We start from the raw sequence: 5306 nt of genomic DNA, 5'->3' as shown, positions 1-5306 counted from the left end.
TTGCGGTCGCTGCTCACCAACGTGTCGCAGGTGGTGCTCATCGACAACGTGTGGGCTGGCGCGCTCATCCTGCTCGGACTCTTTGTGGCCAGTTGGAAGGTGGGCATTGCCGCAGTGCTCGGCAGTGTTGTCGGCAGCCTGTGTGCGCTGGCGTTGGGGGAGACCCTCACCGAAACCGCAAACGGTCTCGCCGGCTACTCGGGTGTGCTCACGGCGATCGCCCTCTCGGTCACGTTCCTCAAGAGCAGCTCGCTCTCGTGGATCCTTGCCGTCATCGGCACGATTGTCACGGCGTTCGTCACCCTGTTCATGCACCGACTCGACGTGGCCACCTACACGTGGCCTTACATCCTCACGACCTGGGTGTTCTTGATCATCGCCCACTACATCCCGGCGGCGAAGCGCACCTAATCGCAGCGCTCAGCCCCGGCGGTCTTAGATCGAGGTCCCGATCCAGAGGCCGAGCACCGCAAGGGCAACGCAGATCACGAGCATGACGACCCCGCTCACGAACGCGAAACCGTAGCGCTTTTGTTTGATCAGCTGCACCGTTTCGTAGCTGGCCGTGCTGAACGTCGTGTAGCCGCCCAAGAAACCTGTGCCGATCACGATGCTCACATCGGTGGGCAGCAGATGCACCGTCGCGAGCCCCGTGAGAAACCCCAGAAAGAGGGAGCCGGAGGCATTGATGATGGTCGTCGCCCATGGGAAGGCGGTTTTGAGGTGGGAGCGGATGAGGCCGTCGACAAGAAACCGCACGGCCGCGCCGACGCCGCCCGCGAGGGCGAGCAGAAGAAAGATGAGCGGGGTCATGAGGTGGCCTTGCTTCGGCTGCTATTGATGGCGCTGGCGATGAGAATGCCGAGCCAGGTGGCAATAGCGCCGATGATCACGGTGCCGAGGGCATAGCCGATGGCTGACCAGGCGTGGTCGTCGCGAAACAGCACTGCCGTATTGGTGGCGAGGGAGCTGTAGGTCGTGAAGCCGCCGCAGAAGCCGGTGCCGAGCAGGAGCTTGAGATTCTTGGCCGGTGTGGCCTCGAGGCGTGTCACCGCCTCATAGAGGTAGCCCAGGAGGAACGCCCCGATGATGTTGACAACGGGGATAGCGATCGGCACGTCACCGAGATTGCGGATGGCCAGGGAGACACCTTCGCAGCCTGCGACGCCAAAGGCTCCTCCGACAGCCACGAGGGTGATCGGTCCCCACGAGAGGTGGGGTGCCCGTGCCCGCGATGTGTTGCTCACGGTGTTGCCTCCTCGCCTGGTTGCTGGCCCGCCTGATCGGCCGGCGACGTCTCCTGTCGGTGACCCCCCGAGGAATCCGTCGCGCGAGCATCCCCGGGTGCCACACGCTCGGTTGTGGGCGGTGCCTTGCTGGGGATCACGACAACGGGGCGAAGCTGTTGGTGCGAGAGGGTTGCGGCCACAGACCGCCCAAAGAATTCTTGAATCGTGCCGCCGAGGGAGCCCTCGTGGCTGCCGACCACGATCATCGATGCGTCGAGTGTGTCGGCGAGTCGACTAAGCGCGGTGGTCACGTCCCCAGCCAGGGTGAGCGTGCGCCACCCGACCTCGCTTCCCGTGAGAACCTTGGCGATGCTGTCGGCCAGGGGCTCGTGAAACGTCGTTTCGCGTTCGTCAGCAAAGTCGGGGTCTAGCGAAGCGGTCTCCACCGTGCCGTCGTCTGACTCCCCTCTCACAAATCGGCCGGGGTTCACATGCGCGCAGACCAGGTCGGTGCCGAACTGCGCCGCGAAGCGTGCGGCCTGCAGCACAACGTGGGGAGGCTGATCTGGCGTTACTCCGACGATCACCGGATGAGTTCGCGGGGATGCGGTGTGAGTGCCCATGTGTTGACGCTACTACCGCCCGCACTGCGTTACTGGCCGCCGCGGGTGGGAGAGTCTGTGCGTTCTCGAGGGGCTCGTTGATAGATGGGCTCGCGAGTTGTTGGCGCGCGGCACGCGGGCGCGGGTTCCGGCGCCGAACGGCGGGGTCGCTCGGCGTCGGAAGGGGCGTGGCCGCTAGGGCCGTTGGGGCGGAGTTGCGCCCGGGTCTGCCGGGGGAATCTCGTCGGCCGCTGGTGTCGAGCCGGCCGGGGGTGCGGCGGGAGCGACTGAGGGTGGAGCGGTGGGCTCCACCGCCCCGGGCGCCACCGGGACCTGCTCGCCAGCTGCGGATGCTGAGCCGGTTGCGGATGCTGGGCCGGTGGATCGGTCCGTTGCGACATGCGTGGCGGCAGCATGGGCAGCGGGTCGTACCGCATCGTCTTCTCTGTCAAGGTCGAGGTCATCGTCGTAACCGTTGTCGACGGGCCGCACCCGCTCGGCGGCGTTGCGGGCGTGCACCGCGAGCGCGAGGAGGATTCCGAGCACCCCGACACCCAACAGGGTGGTGCCCATTGTCACGCCGGCTTGGCCGTTCAACAGCGCCTGAACATCCTGCGAACCGGCTCCATAAAGATCGGTCTGGGCGGTGATGGCCATGGTCGTTACGAGGTAGCCGATCACCACGACGGCGATGGATGCGGCCCACAACACAATGAGCGGAATGTTCGTGCGGGCGGTTGATGTTGAACGAGGCATGACTTCCTCCGAATGAAACGACGCAGCACCGGTATTTCAGAGGACACTACTGACGAAAGCTCTGAACTGGCTAGGAGTGGGCGCGGGGCTCTGCTGCCTGGATCCTCGGCACGCACATGCCGGAATGGGGGCGGACGCGCCCGGGGTGAGGTGAGTGGCAAACGGGCTGCGAAGTTCGCGCTATTATTGTCAAGTTGTCTTCGGACGAACCGCTCGCTGAGTCAGAGAGTGGCCGAATGAGGATTACGGGCTGTAGCGCAGCTTGGTAGCGCACCTGACTGGGGGTCAGGGGGTCGCAGGTTCAAATCCTGTCAGCCCGACCGAATGGGTCGAACCAAAAACCGTCCCAAATACCCAAAGCGCAATCCCTTTCGGCAGATGCCGGGAGGGATTTCGTCGTTTTCAGAGGGGTTGAAACGGGTTGAATGCGCTCGGCCGGCCGATTCCCGAAGCTCTGGGCGTTAAATGACGAAACGCGCCCGTTTCGGGCGCGTTGGCTTGTTCTGTGTGCGGGTGGGTGTTACGGGAGTTGCGGTAGACGGGTCGTCTAAGTCCGAAGTGGGCTGTAGAGCGTGCCTTCTGCCCACCGCTTAAGGAGCGGGGCGTGGGGCAGAGTCTTGGTGTACATGTTCACGGCGCCGCCGTCTCTCCGGCGGACGGCGCGTGAGGGTGGTCCGTCGGGTCTGTCGAGCTGCGCCGCGATAGCGCACTCTTGCCAGTCCCGTGGTGGTTATGAGTACGAGTACTACCACCGCATCGGGCCAGTCTCGAAGTATGGGTCAGCTGCCAACGCAATGCGAAAGTTCCAGGCCGAGCCGGCGGAGATCTTTCCGTCCGGTATCAAGGACTGCTCACGGTTTGCGACCGGCGCGGAGTGTCGATTGGTGAATTCGCTGCAACTACCTGGTTGGTCCGCCGAACTTCCCTTTTCCTCAGGCTATGTCGATATCACGGTCGGCACGACGAGTACATTGTTCACCGTGTCACGGGAAGGATATTTCGACTCAGTGGGTTCGACCATCGAGTTCGTCACCCTCGAGAGCGGCGGAGACCTGTATCTAGGGCAGATTGCTGATGCGAGAGAGACGTTGGATATCGCACGCGTCGGAGTCATTCACGGCGGAGCGGAATCAACTTGGCAGCAGCAGGCGGAAAACCTAAGGAGGAAATTGCCGTGAAGAATCAACAACGAAGCCCAGTTACCGTGCTCTTCGTGGCGATCGGAGGCGGGGCGCTTGCAGGACTGCTAATGGTGTTGTACGAAGTGATGTACAACGATTACCGAGGGGGAATCATACCTTTTTGGGCCGGCACCACCTTGCTGGTCCTCTCAGCGGTTGTTGTCGCATTCCTCATCATTGGGTCAGCCTTAGTCGCCTTCGTCGCGCTTACCCGTTTCCTATCCGGCCGCACCGTCATTGTGATTTTTTGCGCAATGGTTGCAGCAATTGTCGGAGGATGGGCGGGGTTTGGACTCGGGAGTGGAAATGGGGGCTGGATCTATCCGGTGTTCTGGACTCTGGCGCCGGCACTCTACGTCGCTCTCACCTTCCCTCGGCTTAGGGGCAGCTGGAGAAAAGCTTGACGGCGGCCAGGTCGTAGGAGCCTCTTTCGCCGCGCGAGTAGACCGCAACCCCGATTTGTAGGCTTGCATTCCGCATCGGTCGCTCTGAGGTCATGCAGAAAGCTGGGGTCGTGATACCGACATCGCCACCGATGTCGCAACTCGCTCGGCCTACGTCGGCGAAGCGCAAATAGCATCGCGGAGCGCCGTTCCATGCGGCGCAGGAGTGGAGGCGAATGAATGCTGGTGCAGCGCGGAAAACTCCTAGATCCATCACTCTGACGCGGGCACCCGGCTGGGACGGCGGAGAGTGCCGATCCACCTAGTGATTCTGAGGTCGCTGAGATCGAATTGGCCGTCGGGCCTGGACGCCGATGAGCTTGGAAGTCTCCGTTCGCCCTCCGTCGCGGAGATGGATCTGATTCGACGCTTGCTCAGCGTGGCATTTCAGGGGGATGAGACCTTGCGCGACCAATTGCTGAGCGCCCTTGTCGAACCAATCGAGCGCCCTGCTGAAGAATCCTCTACTGGACGTTATCTACTCGCTGACACCCTCAAGGAGCATCGCGAGCTCGTCGAGTTCGACGTCCCAGCCCTCTCGGTTCTGTTCAAGGCGCGCGCGACGGTAGCGGGTGCCGCCGGGGAGTGTGTCGAAGCCCGATTCGACCACCGTGACATCCGTCCCGGTGCCAGCTTCGGAGAGGGTGAAGCGCACATGCGTCGAGTACTCGTTGAGTTCGTCGGCGGGGATGCCCGACCAACGGAAGCCGAACGAGTCGTCAGGTGCCACTTCGGTGATTTCGATCGGGAAGGTGCCGTAACCATCCCAGTCGATGCTGCCAGTAGCACCGGGCTCGAGCGCGGCGAACTCCACGCTGTCTCCGAACCACTGCGCCATCACCTCGGGGTCGGTCAGCGCCTTCCAAACGCGCTCGCGCGGGGCCTCGATGTGCACAGTGCGGGTCACGGTGTGGCCTTTGACTCTTGCGTGATCAGACACGGTGTTTTCCTTCTCGTTCGACCTGAGCGCGGCGGAAAACTCCCCGCCTTGCAGCACGCGAAATGAACGCGCCTCAATGAGCGTACCCATCATTGCTAGCCGGTTATTCCGGGCGGCGCACAAGTCCGTGTCCGGGCGTCTAAGAAGCGGCTGAC

At 62.9% G+C, this 5306-nt stretch carries 8 protein-coding genes and 1 tRNA gene; 4 read left to right on the top strand and 5 right to left on the bottom strand.

Annotation, left to right across the window (positions count from 1 at the left end; all coding sequences use genetic code 11):
• Positions 1–411, top strand: a 411-nt coding sequence (locus AC062T_RS03155) for an urea transporter (RefSeq protein ID WP_476027317.1), incomplete at its 5' end; no start/stop codon positions are given.
• A gap of 24 nt (positions 412–435) precedes the next feature.
• Here AC062T_RS03155 and crcB read toward each other — a convergent pair.
• The 4 genes from crcB to AC062T_RS03135 all read right to left on the bottom strand — a co-directional run bounded on the left by crcB (position 436) and on the right by AC062T_RS03135 (position 2587).
• A complete protein-coding gene (gene crcB / locus AC062T_RS03150; protein WP_476027315.1) occupies positions 436–813 on the bottom strand; it encodes a fluoride efflux transporter CrcB in 378 nt (125 codons plus the stop codon).
• Positions 810–1247 (bottom strand): fluoride efflux transporter FluC, encoded by a 438-nt coding sequence (locus AC062T_RS03145; RefSeq protein WP_476027313.1) that lies wholly within the window; start codon positions 1245–1247, stop codon positions 810–812. Before AC062T_RS03145 ends, crcB begins: the two co-directional genes overlap by 4 nt.
• On the bottom strand, positions 1244–1852 hold the full coding sequence (locus AC062T_RS03140) for a universal stress protein (RefSeq protein WP_476027311.1): 609 nt from the start codon (positions 1850–1852) through the stop codon (positions 1244–1246). The genes AC062T_RS03145 and AC062T_RS03140 overlap by 4 nt, the downstream gene beginning before the upstream one ends.
• A gap of 174 nt (positions 1853–2026) precedes the next feature.
• On the bottom strand, positions 2027–2587 hold the full coding sequence (locus AC062T_RS03135) for a hypothetical protein (RefSeq protein ID WP_476027309.1): 561 nt from the start codon (positions 2585–2587) through the stop codon (positions 2027–2029).
• A 246-nt stretch (positions 2588–2833) separates the two neighbouring features.
• On the opposite strand from AC062T_RS03135, the gene AC062T_RS03130 reads away from it, so the two are divergent.
• The 3 genes from AC062T_RS03130 to AC062T_RS03120 all read left to right on the top strand — a co-directional run bounded on the left by AC062T_RS03130 (position 2834) and on the right by AC062T_RS03120 (position 4172).
• Positions 2834–2907: transfer RNA gene (locus AC062T_RS03130), tRNA-Pro, on the top strand.
• A gap of 474 nt (positions 2908–3381) precedes the next feature.
• Positions 3382–3765, top strand: coding sequence for a hypothetical protein (locus AC062T_RS03125; RefSeq protein WP_476027307.1), 384 nt, complete (start codon positions 3382–3384; stop codon positions 3763–3765).
• Positions 3762–4172: a hypothetical protein gene (locus AC062T_RS03120; RefSeq protein ID WP_476027305.1), complete on the top strand. Its 411-nt coding sequence runs from the start codon at positions 3762–3764 to the stop codon at positions 4170–4172. Before AC062T_RS03125 ends, AC062T_RS03120 begins: the two co-directional genes overlap by 4 nt.
• Positions 4173–4689: 517 nt before the next feature.
• On the opposite strand, the gene AC062T_RS03115 is transcribed toward AC062T_RS03120, so the two are convergent.
• Positions 4690–5306, bottom strand: a 617-nt coding sequence (locus tag AC062T_RS03115) for an SRPBCC family protein (RefSeq protein ID WP_476027303.1), incomplete at its 5' end; no start/stop codon positions are given.

The organism is Homoserinimonas sp. (assembly GCF_056262345.1).
The sequence above is the reverse complement of the archived record's forward strand: the minus strand, read 5'-3'. Positions and strand labels throughout refer to the sequence as shown.